The organism is Nocardiopsis sp. TNDT3 (genome assembly GCF_003427465.1).
Lineage (GTDB): Bacteria > Actinomycetota > Actinomycetes > Streptosporangiales > Streptosporangiaceae > Nocardiopsis > Nocardiopsis dassonvillei.
Map to the genome: position 1 here is coordinate 1 of NZ_QPFC01000864.1, position 1,409 is coordinate 1,409.

The window sequence follows — 1,409 nt, forward strand, 5'->3', positions numbered from 1 at the left end:
CCCGCGCGCCACGCTCCTGGCCGCCGCGGGGAAGAGCACGGCGATCCGCGCGGGCCGCTCGCGCACCTGCCCGACCTGGGCGGCCAGGGCCCCGCGCGCCGCGTCCGTGTCCAGGAAGGCGTACTCCCCGCTCACACCCCCGCCCTCCGCGCGCGGGAGTCGGCCAGCGCCCGCGTGAGCGCGCGGATCGACCGCTCGGCCACCAGGGGAGCGGCGTGCCCGTGGCGGGGCAGCTCCACCGACGCCAGACCCCGGTAGCCGACATCCTCCAGAGCGCCCAGGACCCCGGGCAGGTCGATCTCGCCGTCGCCGAACTCCAGGTGCTCGTGCACGCCCGGCCGCATGTCGTCCAGCTGGACGTTGGCGATCAGGGCCCCGGCCCGCCGGACCGCGCCCTCGGGGCCGTCCGGCTCGTTGCACACGCCGTGCCCGACGTCCACCGTCACCCGCAGGCGCGGCGGGTCGCCCAGCCGCTCACGCAGCTCCAGCGCGTCGGCCACCCGTTCTACGAACATGCCGGGCTCGGGCTCGAACGCGCAGTCCACGCCGAGGTCGTCGGCGGTGGCCAGGACCCGCTCCACGCCCGAGGTCAGCCGCGACCAGCCCCGCTCCCGGCTCACCCCCGCCGGGAGGATGCCCGACCAGAAGGAGACGGCCTCGGCCCCCAGGTCGTCGGCGACGCGCACCGCGCGGCGCAGCAGGTCCACCCGCAGCTCGGCGCCCTCGTCGGAGACCAGGGTGGGCTCGTGCTTGCGGCGCGGGTCCATCAGGTAGCGGGCACCGGTCTCCACGACCACCGCCAGCCCCAGTTCGGACAGCCGCCGACCGATGCGCGCGGTGCGCGCGAAGGCGTCCGGCGTGAAGGGGTCCAGGTGCGGGTGGTCCAGCGTCAGCCCCACCCCCTCGTAGCCGAGGTCGGCGATCAGGGCCAGCGCGTCGTCCAGCCGGTGGTCCCAGAAGCCGTTGGTGCCGTATCCGAACCTCATGTGAACGACACCGCCTTGGACGCCCTCGCCGCCACGGGCACGCCGACGGCGAGCGCGCACGCGGCGTCCGGCGCGCCGTACCCGGCCAGCAGGGCCGCCTGGAGCGGGATCATCCCCCGGATGCCCGCGCCCGTCGCCGCGCGCGCGTGGTGCGCCTCGGGCTCGACCAGCGCCCTGGCCTGCGCGGATCCCACCCCCAGCGCGAAGACCCCCGCGAGCGCCCCCGCCAGGGCCCTGGCCGCGGCGCCGCCCGCCGCGCCTTCGCGCGTGGGCCGTGCGGGCGCGGCGGCGAGCGCGGCGCTGGCCAGGGTGCACACCAGCGCACCCGCCGCCACGGAGGGCCGCGTCCCGTGCACCTCGCCCCGGCTCAGGGCGGTCACCCCGAGCGTGTGGACGGCCAGCGCCAGCGCGGGCCTGGCCGCG

Annotated in this window: 1 protein-coding gene and 1 pseudogene; both read right to left on the reverse strand. The window is 78.0% G+C overall.

What is annotated here, in order from left to right; genetic code table 11:
• Nucleotides 1–131 precede the first annotated feature (131 nt).
• Nucleotides 132–986: a sugar phosphate isomerase/epimerase gene (locus DQW06_RS20735; protein WP_013153355.1), complete on the reverse strand. Its 855-nt coding sequence runs from the start codon at nt 984–986 to the stop codon at nt 132–134.
• Nucleotides 983–1,409: pseudogene (locus DQW06_RS20740) on the reverse strand (4-hydroxybenzoate polyprenyltransferase); the annotation flags it as partial. The pseudogene DQW06_RS20740 and the gene DQW06_RS20735, both read right to left, overlap by 4 nt.

What these genes read in the sequence shown, in the direction of transcription:
- DQW06_RS20735 (WP_013153355.1), bottom strand. Translation starts at nt 986, where the DNA reads ATGAGGTTCGGATACGGCACCAACGGCTTCTGGGACCACCGGCTGGAC.